This window comes from Maricaulis maris, from assembly GCF_003634045.1.
Lineage (GTDB): Bacteria > Pseudomonadota > Alphaproteobacteria > Caulobacterales > Maricaulaceae > Maricaulis > Maricaulis maris.
Map to the genome: position 1 here is coordinate 347,402 of NZ_RBIM01000003.1, position 16,436 is coordinate 363,837.

Annotated in this window: 11 protein-coding genes and 1 tRNA gene; 6 read left to right on the forward strand and 6 right to left on the reverse strand. The window is 63.2% G+C overall.

All coding sequences use genetic code 11. The annotated features are described in order from the left end of the window. Positions 1-7 precede the first annotated feature (7 nt). The 4 genes from ptsP to C7435_RS07650 all read right to left on the reverse strand — a co-directional run bounded on the left by ptsP (position 8) and on the right by C7435_RS07650 (position 9,386). Entirely contained in the window at positions 8-2,563 is a 2,556-nt protein-coding gene (ptsP, locus tag C7435_RS07635) for a phosphoenolpyruvate--protein phosphotransferase (protein ID WP_121210653.1), read from the reverse strand. Positions 2,564-2,571: 8 nt separating this feature from the next. Continuing rightward, a complete protein-coding gene (locus tag C7435_RS07640; protein ID WP_121210654.1) occupies positions 2,572-4,959 on the reverse strand; it encodes a beta-N-acetylhexosaminidase in 2,388 nt (795 codons plus the stop codon). Beyond that, complete coding sequence (locus tag C7435_RS07645) at positions 4,956-6,539, reverse strand: tryptophan halogenase family protein (RefSeq protein ID WP_121210655.1); 1,584 nt, start codon at positions 6,537-6,539, stop codon at positions 4,956-4,958. The genes C7435_RS07640 and C7435_RS07645 overlap by 4 nt, the downstream gene beginning before the upstream one ends. Positions 6,540-6,674: 135 nt before the next feature. Then, positions 6,675-9,386 carry a TonB-dependent receptor gene (locus C7435_RS07650; protein WP_075190325.1) on the reverse strand — a complete coding sequence of 904 codons (2,712 nt, stop codon included), beginning with the start codon at positions 9,384-9,386 and terminating at the stop codon, positions 6,675-6,677. Positions 9,387-9,592: 206 nt separating this feature from the next. Between C7435_RS07650 and C7435_RS07655 the strand changes: the two genes are divergently transcribed. The 5 genes from C7435_RS07655 to C7435_RS17240 all read left to right on the forward strand — a co-directional run bounded on the left by C7435_RS07655 (position 9,593) and on the right by C7435_RS17240 (position 14,911). Then, positions 9,593-10,333, forward strand: coding sequence for a GntR family transcriptional regulator (locus tag C7435_RS07655; protein WP_075190324.1), 741 nt, complete (start codon positions 9,593-9,595; stop codon positions 10,331-10,333). Between the two features lie 16 nt (positions 10,334-10,349). Then, on the forward strand, positions 10,350-11,396 hold the full coding sequence (locus C7435_RS07660; protein ID WP_121210656.1) for an SIS domain-containing protein: 1,047 nt from the start codon (positions 10,350-10,352) through the stop codon (positions 11,394-11,396). Continuing rightward, complete coding sequence (gene nagA / locus C7435_RS07665; protein WP_121210657.1) at positions 11,396-12,568, forward strand: N-acetylglucosamine-6-phosphate deacetylase; 1,173 nt, start codon at positions 11,396-11,398, stop codon at positions 12,566-12,568. The genes C7435_RS07660 and nagA overlap by 1 nt, the downstream gene beginning before the upstream one ends. Before the next feature lie 117 nt (positions 12,569-12,685). Beyond that, positions 12,686-14,293, forward strand: a complete 1,608-nt coding sequence (locus C7435_RS07670; RefSeq protein ID WP_147422653.1) for a PAS domain S-box protein — start codon at positions 12,686-12,688, stop codon at positions 14,291-14,293. Between the two features lie 3 nt (positions 14,294-14,296). Continuing rightward, positions 14,297-14,911, forward strand: coding sequence for a response regulator (locus tag C7435_RS17240; RefSeq protein ID WP_233350711.1), 615 nt, complete (start codon positions 14,297-14,299; stop codon positions 14,909-14,911). A 136-nt stretch (positions 14,912-15,047) separates the two neighbouring features. Here the strand turns inward: C7435_RS17240 and C7435_RS07680 are convergent. Further along, positions 15,048-15,124: transfer RNA gene (locus C7435_RS07680), tRNA-Ile, on the reverse strand. Between the two features lie 215 nt (positions 15,125-15,339). Here C7435_RS07680 and C7435_RS07685 point away from each other — a divergent pair. After that, positions 15,340-16,047, forward strand: a complete 708-nt coding sequence (locus tag C7435_RS07685) for an SIMPL domain-containing protein (protein ID WP_121210659.1) — start codon at positions 15,340-15,342, stop codon at positions 16,045-16,047. Positions 16,048-16,052: 5 nt separating this feature from the next. On the opposite strand, the gene panD is transcribed toward C7435_RS07685, so the two are convergent. Next, on the reverse strand, positions 16,053-16,418 hold the full coding sequence (gene panD, locus C7435_RS07690) for an aspartate 1-decarboxylase (protein WP_075190318.1): 366 nt from the start codon (positions 16,416-16,418) through the stop codon (positions 16,053-16,055). Between the last annotated feature and the right edge of the window lie 18 nt (positions 16,419-16,436).

Genomic DNA, 16,436 nt, shown 5'->3' on the forward strand with positions numbered 1-16,436 from the left:
TGTCCCCCTAGAGCCAGCAATCAAGTTGCGGCCATTCGGCCACGATGCGCGCACGGATCTCCGCGGCACTGTCGAGCGTGTGCAGCTCGCGGGCAAATTCGCGGCAATGGGCGGCATCCAGATCCCGCACGATCGCCTTGATCGGCCCGATCATCGACTGAACCACTGACAATTTTCCGATACCCAGACCGATCAGGACCGGCACCGCCAGCGGATCCGACGCCAGGCCGCCGCAGACGCTGGCCGGAATATCGGCGCGACCCGCAGCCGCCCCGACCTGCCCGATCAATGCCACCACGGCCGGATGCAAGGCATCCATCTGCCCGGCCAGGGCCGCATGACCGCGATCCATCGCCAATGTGTACTGGGTCAGGTCATTGGTCCCGATCGACACGAAATCAGCCACGCGGCAGATCTGGTCCGCGATCACAGCACTGGCCGGTGTCTCGATCATGGTGCCGATCTTCGGCAGCGTCTCGATCTCCATCTCTCGCGCGAGATCGCGCACGACGGCGCGAAAATCGGTGACCTCCGACGGGCCGGACACCATTGGCAGCATGACGAGGACATCGCGTCCCTTGGCAGCTTTCAGGAGGGCACGAACCTGGTCGCGCATGATCTGCGGATGGGCCGTCAGTGTCCGGATGCCACGCAGACCCAGCGCCGGATTGGGTTCATCGCCAAGATCCAGGAAGGGCACTGGCTTGTCACCGCCGATATCGAGCGTGCGGATGGTCAAGGGATGCCCTTTCAGGCACTGGGCGATGGCCGTGTAGACTTCCGCCTGCTCGGCCTCGTCCGGCGCCTGGCGGCGATGGGTGAAGAGGAATTCGGTCCGCAACAGGCCGCAGCCTTCGGCGCCATTGCGCAGGGCGCTGGCCGCCTCATCGACCGAGGCCAGATTGGCCATGACGTGGATGCGCTGCCCGTCCCGCGTGCGCGCTGCATCGCCCGCCGCCAGCGCGGCGAGCGCTTCGGCTTCGCGGCGACGCCCGGCCTTGGCCTGGATGCGGGCGACTTCTTCGTCACCCGGCTCCACCTCGAGACGGCAGGCGGCGGTATCGATCAGGGCCATTGCCCCGGCGGCGTGACGCAGCACATCCCTGCCCAAGCTGACGAGAGCCGGAATATTCTCGGCTGCGGCCAGGATTGCGACATGCGAGGTCGCCCCGCCCGCCGACAGGGCAAGGCCGGCAATGCCGGCGGCGGCATAGCGCATGAAATCGGAGGGCAGCAGGTCCTCTGCGACCAGGATCGCCCCGTTCAGATGCGACAGATCGGTCGCGCCGCACGCGCCGTAAAGCGTGCGCAACAGGCGGGCCTCGACATCGCGAAGATCGGCGACGCGCTCGGACGTCCGCTTGTCCCCGGTCGCTTCAAGCTGCGCGATCTGGGCCGCCGTGGCGACCTGCCAAGCCCGACCGGCCGACCGACCGGTGGCGATCTCAAGGCGGGCAGCGTCGATCATGTCCGGATCATCAGCCATTTCTGCGTGGGCGGCGAGCAGGGCCGCCTGTTCACCGCGGGTGGGGCACGCCTCTTCATCGATTTCGGCAATCAGCGCCGCCAGTCCTTCGCTGAGGCGGGTGCGCTCGACGGCGGGGCCATCACCCTGGTCGGGGACATCAATCGCGTCGCCGACATGAAAGGCCAAGGGACCGACGACCACGCCGGCGCTTGCGGCGACGCCACTCAACACCCGGGCCGGCGCGGCCGTGTTGGCTGTGGCCGCGCCATCGCCATTTGCGGCAAGCGGGACAATTTCGTCGCCAGCGCCGTCACGGATCAATTCCAGCAGCGCCGTCAGCGCCTTGTCAGCATCAGCGCCCGTCACGGAAATTTCGACGCGGTCGCCATGTTTGACGCCCAGCCCCATCAAGCCGGCAACGCTCTTGCCATTGACACTGTCCGTACCGGTGCTGATCCGCACAAGGCCTTGATGCGCCTTGGCGCAGCGGGCGATCTGCGCCGCCGGACGCGCATGGATGCCATCGGCCATTTCGATCAGGATGGACGCGGTGACGGTCTGGTCGTCGCCCTCAGCGGTATCCGCCGGCCCCGGCTGTGAACCGGCAGCGAGTTGCAGGATCGGCGTGCCCGTCTCCACCAGTCCCGACGGGACCAGTATGGCGTCGTCGGCCAGGCTCCCGTCCAGAATGATGAGCGGGGTGCAAAGGCTCGGTGCCCGGCCGGCGATCAGGTCGAGATCAAGGGTGAGAAGCGGATCGCCGGTCGCGACCCGGTCGCCAACCATGACCCTGGGTTCAAATCCCTCGCCATCCAGACGGACCGTATCGATCCCGGCATGCAGCAGGATTTCGGCACCATTGCCGGCCCGCAGCGTGATCGCATGCCGGGTCCGGCTGATGGCAATGACCTCGCCGTCGCAGGGCGCGTGGAGCACACCCTCCAACGGCTCAATCCCCAGACCCGGGCCAAGCGTACCGGACGCGAATGCCGCGTCCGGGATATCGGTCAGCGGCACGATCACGCCGCGACAGGGCGCGACAATCACCAGCGCGGCATCAGTGATGGCAGGGACATCCTTGACCGGATAATTCATGGCTGGCCTCACGGACGGGTTTCAAGAAGTTGGACATCGGCAAGCGTCCACATCGGATCCATTTCGCCGGTGTGGAAGACGAAGCAGAGGTCGGAGACGGCCTCATCGGTGTCGAGATCGGCAGTCAAACGGGTCACCCCGTGATCCTCCGATGCCGGACCCAGATCGAGGCGGGCCGCCACCGGCCCGTCACAGTCCTGCGTGTGGATCAGCAACTCGTCATGCTCGGCCAGACGCGGGCGGACCACGACATTGTCGATATCCGCCATGAGCTGGAAATTATACGGCACCTGGCCAACACCGACCCGGATCGCGGACATGCCGGCAAGCGGCGCATCCGGCCAGATCCAGCACGGATCCATGATATCGACCTGGAAATAATCGCGCGGCCCGTCGAGCGGCGCATCGTCTTCCAGATAGAGGACCAGCGCATCGCCACAAGTACGCAGCTGGTTGTCATTGCGGTAGCGCAAAGTCTCTGGCCCAACCACGCCATGGGCGATCCCGGAAAGTACGCGCGCGCCATCGAATGTGGCCGCTCGTACCTCGATCCCGGCGACGACGCTGAACGCGTCGGCATACAATGCGGCCGTGGCGGTCGGGTCGCTCCCGTCCGTCGTGTAGCGGATATCGCCAAAGCCGGTCTGGCTGGACAGGCTCACGGCATAGCCGTCGCCGGCCTGGGCGACATGTATTGCCGGCCGGAAGGCACTATCCGCCGCCGCAATGCCAAGACCTTCATAACGCGTCATCATCGGTGACAGGCGAGCGAGGAAATCGTCAAAATCCGTCGACGCGGTGTCTGACCAGGAAAGCTCGGCCAGCGCTGCCAGGCGCGGAAAGGCCATGTGCGACATCCGGGCTTCGGTGCGGATATGCTCGCTCCACAGATTGGCCTGGAAGCCGAGCGCATGGGCGCGAACGTCGGCATCGAGTTCACCGTCGAAGGGACGGAAATTGAACACGTCGGCCAAGGCGATGACCCGACCACGGCCCGGCGGCTCACTGTCCAGGGTCGACTGGCGGTAATCGAGATAGAGGTTGGAGCCGGGCGCGACCACGGCGTCCAGACCGGCAGCAGCGGCAGCCTCTGCACCCTCAAGACCGCGCCAGGACATCACGGTGGCATTGGCGCTCAGCCCGCCTTCCACGATCTCGTCCCAGCCAACCAGGCGGCGGCCGCGTGCGGTCAGGTATTCATCCAGCCGGTGGGTGAAATAGCCCTGCAGCGCATCGACATCGGCGATCCCGAGTTCAGCCATGCGGGCCTGCACGGCTTCAGACTCAAGCCATTGGACTTTCGGCGCTTCATCGCCACCGACATGGATATAGGTCGACGGGAACAGATCGAGCACTTCGTCGAGCACCGTCTCGATGAAGGTGAAGGTCGGCTCGTCGACATTGAAGAGATAGGGATAGACTCCCCAATCGGCGAGCACCTGGTCGGGCAGGTCATCGCTCACCCCGACCTCGGGATAGGCAATCACCGCGGCCAGCGCGTGGCCCGGCATGTCGATTTCAGGGACAATGGTGACATGGCGCGCGCGGGCATGGGCGACGATCTCGCGAACCTCGTCCTGGGTGTAATACCCGCCATAAAGGCGCGGTTCGCCAGTGGGCGGATCGATATCAGCCGCCGGAGCCGCGCCAGCGGGAACCCGCCAGGCACCGATTTCGGTCAGACGCGGATAGGCATTGATCTCGATCCGCCAGCCCTGGTCATCGGTCAGATGCCAATGCAGCGTGTTGAGCTTGTGGATCGCCATCCAGTCGATGAAGTCCTTGATATAGTCGACCGATTGCATGTGGCGGGCACTGTCCAGCAGCACGCCGCGCCAGGCAAAGGCCGGTCCGTCCGATATCTCCATGGCCGGGATGCGAACGGCATTGGCATCGGCCGCACCCAACCAGGGTGTGGCCATCTGCCAGAAGCTGATCATGCCGTAAAACAGGCCCGCTTCATCCGCCGCGACGATGTCGACCCCGTCCGTTGTCACCCGCAGGGCGTAGGACTCAGACGCGAAATCACGCTCGGGATCGAGTTCCAGACGGACAAGCGAGCCGGCTTGGGCATCATGCGCCACGGCCAGCGCGGGACCGCCCGCCAACTCAAGCCGTGACACCAGCTCATCCGCGACGCGCCGCGTGGCCGCCTGGTCCCCGACCGTCAGGATGTATGTGTCAGGGCCGAGCACAAACCCGCCCTCACCTGCCTCGATCACGATCGGGCGCGGTATGATGGCGACCTCGCTTGTCGGCAGGACAGTCGGCGTCGCTGCCATATTGCCGGCATCATCGGGCGCCGTCGGCGATTGCGAACACGCGGCCAGGCTGGCGACAAGCGCCATGACAATGGTCCGGCCGGGCTTGAATATCTGGTTCGTGATCGCGCTCATCGCGCCCCTCCCATTGATGCGGTACGCGGCGCGGCGGCGCCAAATCTGTGTGTCTGCAGGCTTTCAACCAGGGTCCGGTGATCCGGCAAGGCCGCCATGGCGCGACCGGTTGCGTCCTGGATACGGGCAAATTCGGCGCTCGCCTCGGACATGAACGGGTAGCGCGCGCGGTCGCCGGCAAGGTCCGGCGCGGCGCCCATGCCGATCAGGACATAGGCGTAGTTGATATGGCGGAAACTGTCGTGAGCGCTGTCGAGATCATGGGCGTTGGGCAGCCGGACCTGCCAGCGATCAAGCTTGTCACGCAGGCTCAAGGGCCAACTCGCCGGGTCGGCATTGTCGCGCCAGAACGCGGTATCGCGGCGATTGCTCAAGGCATAATGCAGCTTGAGGAAGTCGACCGCGCACGTGAAGCGCTGACCCATGGCACTGTTGAAATGCCGGGCCGCGGGGGCGAAGTCGCCGCGGCGGGGGAGATTGTCGGCGATCAGGTGGGCGGCAGCCTCGATCAGGAGAATCCCGGTTGATTCCAGTGGCTCAAGAAAGCCGGCGGAAAGACCGACGGCGACGCAGTTTCCGACCCATTGGCGGCGGCGAAACCCGGTGGTCATCGTCAGGTGCCGGACCGGGTGATCGTCGGCGTCTTGACCGACATAGCGTCGCAGGATGGTCTCGGCCGCGTCGGCATCGCTGTGTGCCGAGGACCAGACATAGCCGACACCGCGACGCTGACGCAGACCGATATCCCAAGTCCAGCCGGCCTCGTGCGCGGTCGAGATGGTGGCCGAGGGCAGCGGCGCGTCGGGCCGTTCCCACGGGACCTGGATCGCAACCGCCCTGTCGCAGAAAAGACTGTCGCCGACCGGTACCAGCGGTTCCCCGAGGGCGTCGCCGATCAGGCGCGCCTTGAAGCCGCTGCAATCGACATAGAGATCCGCCGTCAGACGCCCGGACGCTTCCCCGTCCAGCCCGGCGATATCACCGGTCTCAGCGCGTTCGACGGCAGTGATGTGGTCGGAGACGTGTTTAACACCGAGCCCGAGCGCATAGGCTTTCAGAAACTCGCCGAAGCGGTGAACATCAAGATGATAGGCATAGTTCAGGGGACCGGAGAAGGGTGCATCCTCAAGGCGCTTGGGCGCCTTCATGGCGGTGTAAACGTCATGCTGCGGCGTGATCGCGCGGGTATAGCTGTCGCCCTTGCCCGCTGCGCCCAGTGACCAATAGGGGGCGAGATCGATCCCGCCCAACTGGCGCGGCGAGTTGAACGGATGGAAATAGCTGGCCGGCGAACCGTCGGGGGACTGGCTCCAGCCGGAAAAATGGATGCCCTGTTTGAACGTCGCCTCGCTCGCCCGCATGAAGGCGGCCTCATCCACGCCCAGCGTGGCCAGGGTCAGACGCAGCGACGGCAAGGTGCCCTCACCGACACCGACACTCGGCACATTCGGCGACTCGACCAGGGTGATGGTCGGCCCATCCGGCCGGCCACTGCCAAGACGGCGCGCCAGATAGGCAGCCGTCAGCCAGCCGGCACTTCCGCCGCCGAGGATGAGAATGGAATTGCAGGTCTGGTTCATGGATTCGCACATTCTGACCGACGGGGATAATGGCACAGACGCCAGACGGCTCGCGAGCGAGCCACCCGGCGCCTGGACGCGTCCCCACCCAGGGAACGGGGCCGACCGGACAAAGTCCAGCCGGCCCGGCTCACATCAGAAGGATGCTTTCACGCCGAAGAAGACAACCCGGCCATTGTCATAGAGACGGGCCGGCCGGCCTTCATCGACATAGTACTGCTCGAGGGTTTCCTCGGTCAGGTTCACCGCTTCAACGGTGAAGGCATAGGTATCGTTGAAATACCAGGTCACCGACCCGTCGATCGTGGTGATCGGCTGGTGGTAGAGTTCGCGATTGCGATCCACACCGATGAAGAACTGGTCGCGATGGTTGAGCGACAGGCGGGCATTGACCACCTCGTTCTCGTAATAACCGATCAGGTTATAGGCGTGCGGCGAGTTTTCCGGGATCGGATCGCCCGCATCCGACTCGGCATCCGAGTAGGTGTAGTTGGCGATGAAGCCGAAATTGTCACCGACCGGCTGCTGATAGCTGATCTCGATACCGCGGTTCGTGCCGCCTAGACCGTTGACCGGTCGGGTGATCGCGAAGTCACAGGTATAGAGATTGGGATCACCGGCAGACGGTGTCGACGAGCAATTATTGCTCGGATCAAGAACGCGGGTATCGGTTGCCGGATCCGCGATCGAGACCGGCTGTTGCTCGGTAAAGGTCGCATTGGTGATGTAGGAACCGATATCCTTGTAGAAGATCGCCACAGCCAGCAGGGAATCCTCGCCCGGATACCATTCGAGCCCGAAGTCGAAGGCGGTCGCCCGGAAAGGATCGAGCGACGAGTTGCCACCGGCGCCCGACAACAGGGTCGGGTTCAGGCTGACGGCACCGGCCAGCTGGTTGTAGTCGGCCCGGGCCATGACCCGCGACGCCGAACCACGCAGCAGCATGTCGTCATTCAGCTCGAACACCAGGTTGGCGCTGGGCAGGATGTCGGTATAGCTGCGGTTCTCCGTGGTGCGGACGGTGCGACCGAACGGATTGTCGAAGCTGCCCGGCGTCGCCGGGTCAACACCGACGGAATAACCGTCGACCGTCTGGTCGGTATTGACGATGCGCACACCGACATTGCCGCGGATACGGTCGACGTCGAACTCGCCCATCACGAAGCCGGCAAAGACATCTTCGGTAACGGTGAAGCTGTCGAGCGGGCCGGAATGGTAGAAGTCCGGGAAGTCCGTGCCATAGCTGATCTGGTCATAGACCGCACGAATGGCCGCTTCGTCAGCGATGAGATAGCTGTCGAGCGGATTGCCGCCGAGACCGGACAGGAAATTACCCGGCGTGGTGGCACCATTGGCCACGGTCGCCAGGGTGCAACGCGCCCCGCCGCAAGCCGGTGAGCCAGCCGCATCGAGAAGCGAGCGGGTCTGGCCATAGGTCACGACAACATCGCGCTCATGGCTGGAATAACGCAGGCCCGCCTGGACATTGGTGAACGGCCCGTCGTCGAACTCGCGCGTGATATCACCATAGGCGAAGAATTCTTCGTCGAAATTCTCGATGATGTTGTGCGAGGCCCAACCCAGGACCATGGACTCGGCGTCGGTCATCGAAGTGGGATCGATATCGCCGAAGGACACCTGCGGCACACCGCTGGTCAGGTCATAGCTGAACGAGGTCGGTGCATTGGTTTCCCAGAAGGGTTGCGCCGAGGTGGCCCCTTCCGCGGTCGTATAACCGACCAGACCATGGACCGAGAGATTGTCGGACAACTGATAGTCGAAATCGATATCAAACGCCGACGTCTCCGTGCGGGCATCGCGGACGATGGCGTCATAGACAACACCGTTGGCCGTCCCGGCCGCGAAGTCACCGGCCAGCAATGTGCCGCTGGCGCCAACCTGAGTATTGGTCGGCTGCACGCCGGACCCCATCGCCTGGGACACCCAGGCCATGTAGTTGTGGTTGACATTATTGGCTTCCATCTCGGTGTGGAAGGCATTCACCACCACGTCGAGCTGGTTGTTGGGACGAAATTGCGCCGTGACATTGCCGCCGATGCGCTGGCGGGTCTGCTGGAACAGGGCCGAACCGATGAGATCGGGCACTTCAAACGTCGCCCCGCCCTGATCGGCAATCGCGCGCTCGGAATAGCCCAGCACTTCGAGACCGTCACGACGCAGGTCACGTTCCTGATAGACGCCGGAGAACAGGATGCCGAAGGTTTCGGCCTCGTTTTTCCAGCTGAACAGGCCCGATGCGTAAGGCGTGATCGAGTCGGCCAGCTCGGAATAGGCGCCCTGCAGGCTGACACGGCCTTCGCCGGCATCGAGATCAAGCGGGCGACGGGTGATGACATTGACCGTGCCGCCGACGCCGCCTTCATCGATATTGGCCTGGCCGGACTTGTACACATTGACCGAGGACACGATTTCCGACGGCAACATCAGATAGTTGAAACTGCGCGTTGCCGACAGCTGGTCCAGGATGAACCAGTCGGCCGTGGCCACCGCGTGACCATTCAACTGGGTCAGGTTGCGATTCGACGCGATACCGCGAATGGCGACACGCTCGCCTTCGCCATATTCACGCTGGATGGTGACACCGGTCAGACGCTGCAGGGATTCTGCGACATTCTTGTCCGGAAAACGCCCGATATCCGTGGCGCTGATCACTTCCATGATCGCATCGGAATCGCGCTTTTGATCGATGGCGGCCGCCAGGGACTGGCGGATGCCCTGGACGGTGATGACGTCCTCGGCCTGATCGCTGGTCTGGGCCTGTGCGGCCCCGGCCAGAACGACACTCAAACTCGTCATGCCCAACAGGGCACTCTTGAAGCTCAACATGAGATCTCCTTCCCCTCTGCTCCCCGGAAACGATAATACCAATGCTCTGTGGCTGGTCTATTTGTATGCTTCCAATTTCAAAAGGGCACGAAAAATGTGCCATTTCAAGCCCTATTTCGAATTTTTACGGGGTGCACACATGAGGATTTGACTTTAATGGTACGATGCCAATTATGGAAAAGGCGATAACAGACGGGATGCCATTGATGGGACATGACCTCATCTTCAAAGCGTTGGAACCAGAAAGCGGCGAACCGCTCTATGTCCAGCTGCAGCGCAATCTGCGTGAGGCGGTGGAATCCCAGGCACTCGCCCCGGAATCCATGCTGCCGACCGAGCGCGTGATCGCCGAAACGCTCAGCGTATCGCGGGTCACGGTGCGCAAGGCGGTCGAGAACCTCGTCGCCGAAGGACTTTTGACCCGGCGTCAGGGCGCCGGCACCTTCGTGGCCGGGAGAATCGAGAAGAATTTCGCCAAGCTGAGTTCCTTCACCGAAGACATGGAAGCACGCGGCCGCAAGCCCACCAGTGAGTGGATCCTGCGCGACCGGGGCTCGGTGACGCCGGACGAATCGCTCGGCCTGGGTCTCAGCCCCGGCACCGCCGTTTTCCGCTTCCACCGTCTGCGCATGGCCGACGGCGATCCGATGGCGCTGGAGTATTCCACCATTCCGGCCGCCTCGATCGGTGACTTCAACAAGGTCGGCTCATCACTCTATGCGGCGCTGGAAGCCTCGGGCCATCGCCCGGTTCGCGCCCTGCAGCGCCTGCGGGCCATACCATTCACGGGCGAAATTGCCCGGCAACTGGGCGTGCCGGACGGGTCTGCGGGCCTGTATATCGAGCGGCGCGGCTATCTGGAAAGCGGGCAGACCGTTGAAATCACACAATCTTATTATCGCGGGGATGCATATGACTTCGTCGCGGAACTGGGAATCGGGCAATAGCCTGTCCGATCTGGGGATGGAATTGAGCAAGCAAAGTGACGCATTGCCCACCCGCATGCACCGGGAGGCAGCGGAATCGGCGGCAACGGCGCGCCGGATCAACAGCGAAAACCGGACCCTGTTCCGCGAGGTCGGCGCCCGTCTGCGCGAGCGCGATCCAAAATTGGTCATGACCAATGCCCGCGGCAGTTCCGACCATGCCGGCGTTTTCGGCAAGTATCTGATTTCAACACGGCTTGGCCTTCCCGTCGCATCGGGCGCGCCGTCAGTCAGCTCGGTTTACGGCGCACCGATGCGCCTCGAACAAGCGATTGGCTTGTCCATTTCCCAGTCCGGCCGCAGCCCGGACATCGTGCGCGCCGGTGCCGCCATGCGCGAAGCCGGCGCCTTCTGCCTCGCCCTGGTCAATGAGGCCGGATCGCCGCTCGGCGACACGGCCGACATCACGGTTCCGCTCCTGGCCGGTGCCGAGACCAGCGTCGCGGCCACGAAGAGCTATATCGCCTCGCTGATCAACCTGCTCTGGATCACCGCCGAATGGCGCCAGGATGACATTCTGATCGCCGCCCTGGAGCGCCTGCCTGACCAGTTGGAAGACGCCTGGGCGCTCGATTGGACAACCCCGCTCGCCCCGCTCGCCTTCGCCGAGAACCTGTTTGTTGTCGGGCGTGGTGTCGGCCTGGGTGTGACCAATGAGGCCGCGTTGAAATTCAAGGAGACCTGCCAGATCCACGCCGAAGCCTTCAGCGCCGCCGAATGCAGCCATGGCCCGCTGGCCCTGCTGGGTCCGGAATTCCCGGTCCTGATCTTCTCCCAGAGTGACGATACGCGTGCCAGCGTGTCAGCGCTGGTCGAACGCCTGAGCGGCATGGACGTGCCGGTCTATCTAGCCGGCGGCGAACAGGAGGGCACGGTTGCCCTGCCGACACTGGACGCCCACCCGATGGTGCAGCCGGTCCTGATGATCCAGAGTTTCTATCGCGCCGTAGCCGACATCGCGATCAGTCGCGGGCGCAATCCGGACGAGCCGCCAGCGCTGAAAAAGGTCACGGAAACAGTTTGATGCGAACAGTCATAGCCCATGCTCGCATCCTGACGGACACCGGTTTCCAGGATGATGCCTCCATCCTCTTGGAGGACGGTCGTGTCCTGGCCCTGAACGCCGACACCGCGGACGCCGATGTTTTCGTCGATTTTCAGGGTGATCATCTGGTTCCCGGATTCTTCGACATCCAGGTCAATGGTGGCGGCGGGGTGCTGTTCAATGACACGCCTGACGTCGAGGGGTTGCAAGCCATCGCCCGGGCGCACCTGGCCAACGGGACAACCAGCCTGCTGCCGACCCTGATCAGCGACACGCTGGACGTGGTCGATGCCGGGATGCGCGCGGTCGAAGCCGCCAGGGATGCGGGCGAAACAATGATCGCCGGCATCCATATCGAGGGCCCGTTCCTCAATCCCAAAAAGTGCGGCATCCACGATCCGGATCGTTTCATTCCGCTCGATGACGACGCGATTGCACTGCTGACCTCCCTCCGCAGTGGGCGCACCCTGGTCACGCTGGCGCCGGAAATGTGCCGGCCTGACCAGGTGCGCAAACTCGTCGAGGCGGGCGTCACGGTCTCCCTCGGACATACCAATGGCCGCTATGCCGACGCACAGTCAGCCCTGGCCGCCGGGGCGACCGGCTTCACCCACCTGTTCAACGCCATGCCACAAATGCACAGCCGTGAGCCGGGTATTGTCGGCGCCGCCCTGGAATCCGGCTCGGCCTGGACCAGCCTGATCGTCGATGGCCACCATGTTGATCCGGTGATGCTGAAACTGGCATCCCGGCTGCGACCCGCCGACAAGCTAATCCTGATCACCGATGCGATGCCGAATGCCGGCACCACGATGAAGGAATTCACGCTGCAAGGCCGGGCAATCCACGTCGCCGACGGCCAATGCCGTGATGCCAATGGCGTGCTGGCAGGTGCACATCTCACCCTGATCGACGCGGTCCGCAATGCGACGCACCTGATGGACATTCCCATCGCGACAGCGCTTGCAATGGCCTCCGCCAATCCGGCTGACTTCATGGGACTGGGCTCCGCCATCGGCCGGATCGCGCCGGGACGGCGGGCCGATTTCGTCCGGTTGACGACAGATTTCAACATTGCCGACACTTGGCAGGCTGGCGCGCCCCTGGCGTCGGCACAGAATTCGCGCCGCCGGTCATCCGCCTCACACTAGCCTCGAGCTGTGACCGGGTATCGCTCCCGCTGAAATTGCAATAATCTCGCATCGATAAAAGCCTGATCCAGGGGCTATCGACATGCGCATGCACTTTTCGGCGGGAGGTTTAACCAGGTGAGCAAGCGGACACATCCGTGGACGGCATTCCGTTCGATGCAGGCAAAGCTCTTGCTGCTTGTCTGCACGATCACGCTGCTCTCTGCCCTGATCATGACGTGGGTCAACCAGGTCCAGACCTACCGTGTGGCCCGCGGCGCTACCATCGAACAACTCGCCAGCGAAGCCGACCTGGTCGCCGCTGCCTTGTCAGAAGCCATTCGGAACTTGCGTAACGACGCGCAAATCATCGGCCAGACTCCGCCGGTTCAAGGCCTCGCCCGCACCGCAGCCAATGGTGGAATTGACCCCCTTGGCGGCGCGACCGATGGAACCTGGCGAACGCGACTTGCGTCGATCTTCAGTTCGACCATGCAAACCCAAACCCGCCCGTCCTACATGCAAATGCGCTATATCGGTCTATCCGATGGAGGTCGCGAGCTGGTCCGCGTCAATCATGTCAATGGCGAGAATTTCGTCGTTGAACCCAATCTCTTGCAGCAAAAGGGCGATGAGCATTATTTCCAGGCTGGCCTGGCCGTCGCGCCGGATGGCGCCTATCTGTCCGATGTGACGTGGAACCGGGAATTCGGCGAGGTCGACCCGCGCGAAATTCCCACCATCCGCCTGCTGCTACCCATCGCGACAAGCGATGGCACACCATTCGGATTTATTGCCATCAATGCTGACTATGAGGCACTGCTGCGGCAGGCAATCGCGACCACAACCTTGGCCAACCGTCTGCTCATTTCCAACCAGAATGGCGATTTTCTGGCGACCGATCCCGGCCAGACACACATCCGCTTCGGTTATCATGCAGACCACACCTACCAAGCCCACCCACTGCTCGGTCACGTCACAGCATCGCACGGGCCAACGCGCGGCGAATTCGATGGCGAGATATTCGCCACCCGGCAGATCGAGTTTTCCGACATCGAAACCCCGCTCGACCTCCGCGTCACGGTGTTGCGTGATACCGCGTCCGTAAATGCAGCCGCGCTCGAAAACCTGCCGGTGATCGTCATCAGTTCGGTCATCCTGATCCTCGCGAGCCTGAGCGTCACCGTTCTGGCGATCAATCATGTCATGCGCCCCTTCCGGGCGTTGTCGACACGGATCGAAAGTGCGGGCTCACTCCGCCAGATCGAGGATTTTCCGATCGAGCGGGTGGATGAGGTGGGCACGCTGGCGCGCGCATTCAGCGACGTGACGGCCGGGCTGGTATCCAGCGAAGCCCGCACCCGCGCCATTATCGAAGGTATCGCCGAAGGCGTGATCGTCATCGATGGGGCGGGGCATATCGAAACCTTCAACCCGGCCTGCGAGCGAATGTTCAACTACCGTGCTGACGCGTTGATCGGGACCAATATCAGTCTCCTGATACCGTCCGACAGTGCCAACGGGCACGATGGCTTCCTGGCACGGCGGGCCGACGGCGAGCTGACAGATGTCATCGGCACTGTCCGCGAAGTGCACGGCGTCCGCAAGAATGGTTCGCGCTTTCCCATGGAGCTTTCGGTCAGCGAGATCGAGCTGCCTGGCGGTCGCCTTTACTGCGGTATTGTGCGCGACATTTCCCAGCACACGCAAGTCGAGCAGGTGAAGGATGGCTTCATTGCACCGTGAAGCATGAAGTCAGCCCCGCTGACCGACCGGGCGGGATCGCTGGGCCTGCTCAGGACCGAGGCCAGGGGCCACTTCCACCAGACGCTCGGCAACTGGCTCTCCAAGACCGCCAAGACACGCATTGAGACATTTGACGGCGAGATGAAATTCGATTCAGTTGAGGGGCAGGATCACGCGTCCATTCCCACCGGCCCGTCCACGACGACTGCGAAGAAAGCTCCGATGCCAAAATCGCTGGATCGAATTCTCTATCTTGAAGACGTGCAGGCGATCGCCGACGTGGTGGTCATGGCCCTTGAAGACCTGGCCGGCTTTGAAGTCCACCACGCAGATCGCGGCGCCAAGGCGATCACGGCAGTCGAGAGTTTCCAACCCGATTTGTGCCTGTTCGACGTGATGTTGCCGGACATGGATGGGCCGGAGACCCTCAGGCGCATTCGCGCCCTCGCCGGACATGACGACATGCCGGCGATCTTCATGACCGCCAAGACCCAAACCCAAGAGCCGGACGACTATGCCCGCATGGATAGTCTCGGCGTCATCATGAAACCCTTCGACCCCATCACGCTCGGCGACACCATCCGCGAGATGTGGAATACACGCCATGACCGGTCCTGAGTGCCAGCTCGTCCACCGCGCAGCGTCCACAAACCAACATCGAACCCGCAGAGTTCGCAAGCGCGACCGCGCGCCGGCCGGCCAGGCCGCCCCATCGGAGGCGTCCGCAAAGCGGATTGCCGTGAGATCGGGGATATGGTGGGCCCGGAGGGACTCGAACCCCCAACCAAGCGGTTATGAGCCGCCGGCTCTAACCAATTGAGCTACAGGCCCCGCTGTTAAAGCGATGCGCCATGGTTACTGGCTCTTCGCGCCGCCGCCAAGACAGGTTTGCAGGCAAGGTTACAGGCATGACATCATGATGGCGGAATTCGAGCGCGCGCGTTCAGCGTGCAGTCAGGCACCGAAATGATAGGGTCACCGCAACACCAACAGGTCGCCGCCTCCAATGCCGGAGCCGACGGCACCCAGCTTCCCGGAGTTCATCCATGATACGCACGCTGATCACCTCGACCGCCCTCGCCGCAACGCTGTGCCTGCCGGCCTTCGCCCAGGCGCAGGAGAGCGAGCCGACCCTGTCGCTGTCGGAAAGCGCGACGGTGCAGATCGCGCCGGAATTTGCGACTGTCTCGTCCGGTGTTGTCACCCGCGCCGACACGGCCCAGGCCGCCGTGCGCGCCAATGCCGATGCGATGAGCCAGGTCTTCGCGGCCCTGCGCCGCGCCGGGGTCGACAGTGACGACATGCAGACGGCCCAGCTCTCGGTGTCACCAGTCTATGCCGACCGCCGCCAGCCCAACCAGGTCGAGCTGACCATTATCGGCTATGAAGCCCGCAACCAGGTCTCGGCGAAGGTGCGTGATACCGCCCGCGTCGGCCAGGTGATCGATGCCATGGTCTCGGCCGGCGCCAATAATATCAATGGTGTGACCTTTGGTGCGGAAGAGACCGGCGATGCCCTCAATTCGGCGCGTCGCGAGGCGATTGCTGCGCTTTTGTCCAAGGCCGAACTGTTTGCCGATGCAGCCGGGTTCGAGCTGTGCGGGATCCGCCGCATGGGTGAGAGCAATTACCGCCCGCAGCCGGTCTATGAATCGCGGATGATGGCGATGTCGGATGGCGCGTCGACACCGGTCGCGGCCGGCGAACTCACGCTCACCGCCACCGTCTCGGCTGATTTCTGCATTTCCCAGTAAAGGGGTCAGGCGGCCTTGGGTTTGGCAATGACCTGGTTGTGTTCGTCGAACAGGACCACAGCCGGGTCATGCTGCTCGGCCTCGACGGCCTCCATCTCGGCGTATGCGACGACGATGATGCGGTCGCCGACCTGGGCCAGACGGGCTGCGGCGCCGTTGATACCGAATGTGCGGCTGCCGCGCGGTGCCTCGATGGCATAGGTGGTGAAACGCTCGCCATTATTGATGTTGAGCACATCGACCTGCTCATAGGGCAGGATGCCGGCCGCTTCGAGGAAATCCCGGTCGATCGAGATCGAGCCTTCATAGTGAAGGTCGGCCTGGGTCACGACGGCCCGGTGCAATTTGCATTTCATCATGGTGAGGCGCATCGCGCATCTCCTGAACAC

Bases quoted from the DNA above. Each gene is read 5' to 3' on its own strand.
- ptsP (WP_121210653.1), bottom strand. From the start codon at position 2,563: ATGAATTATCCGGTCAAGGATGTCCCTGCCATCACTGATGCCGCGCTG.
- C7435_RS07640 (WP_121210654.1), bottom strand. From the start codon at position 4,959: ATGAGCGCGATCACGAACCAGATATTCAAGCCCGGCCGGACCATTGTC.
- C7435_RS07645 (WP_121210655.1), bottom strand. From the start codon at position 6,539: ATGAACCAGACCTGCAATTCCATTCTCATCCTCGGCGGCGGAAGTGCC.
- C7435_RS07650 (WP_075190325.1), bottom strand. From the start codon at position 9,386: ATGTTGAGCTTCAAGAGTGCCCTGTTGGGCATGACGAGTTTGAGTGTC.
- C7435_RS07655 (WP_075190324.1), top strand. From the start codon at position 9,593: ATGGGACATGACCTCATCTTCAAAGCGTTGGAACCAGAAAGCGGCGAA.
- C7435_RS07660 (WP_121210656.1), top strand. From the start codon at position 10,350: ATGGAATTGAGCAAGCAAAGTGACGCATTGCCCACCCGCATGCACCGG.
- nagA (WP_121210657.1), top strand. From the start codon at position 11,396: ATGCGAACAGTCATAGCCCATGCTCGCATCCTGACGGACACCGGTTTC.
- C7435_RS17240 (WP_233350711.1), top strand. From the start codon at position 14,297: ATGAAGTCAGCCCCGCTGACCGACCGGGCGGGATCGCTGGGCCTGCTC.
- C7435_RS07685 (WP_121210659.1), top strand. From the start codon at position 15,340: ATGATACGCACGCTGATCACCTCGACCGCCCTCGCCGCAACGCTGTGC.
- panD (WP_075190318.1), bottom strand. From the start codon at position 16,418: ATGCGCCTCACCATGATGAAATGCAAATTGCACCGGGCCGTCGTGACC.